We start from the raw sequence: 492 nt of genomic DNA, 5'->3' as shown, positions 1-492 counted from the left end.
TGTCTCGTGGGCTCGGAGATGTGTATAAGAGACAGGTTTGTATCCTTTAATGAATGAAAAACAACTTGATTAAACTCCTTAATACCAAGTCCCATCAAAGCATTCATCTTCTGGCCTTGATTGAATGAAGAAGAAATAGGAGAAGATATAATATCTTTGGCTCTACCATACAAAGAGTTACTTAGCAACTCTTTGTATAAAGAATTTAACCGATCATGGTTTTCATTTTTTAATATCCTGCCAACTACTTCCTCGCTCCAAATATTCCTACGAAAAGGAAATATGGACTGCACTGTTGATTTGGTAGAAATATAACCTTCTCGATCTTCATCACCCCTTATTCCTACATAGGAAATGGTAGGTGTATCTCCGATGTAATTTTCAAACGGTTCTATTTTTAGTTTACGCGTGCACCAGCGAGCATTTGATGAAGGGAGATAACCTCCGTATAATTGATGATAAAAATCAAACGGATTATCATGGTCTGCGGTA

General features: G+C 36.8%; 1 pseudogene. It reads right to left on the bottom strand.

Features of this window, described 5'->3' with window-relative positions:
- Positions 1–492: pseudogene (locus JHD69_RS20275) on the bottom strand (phosphoadenosine phosphosulfate reductase); the annotation flags it as partial.

The sequence above is a fragment of the Pedobacter sp. ASV12 genome (assembly GCF_016429155.1).
Lineage (GTDB): Bacteria > Bacteroidota > Bacteroidia > Sphingobacteriales > Sphingobacteriaceae > Pedobacter.
This window is presented reverse-complemented; position numbering and strand designations above follow the sequence as displayed.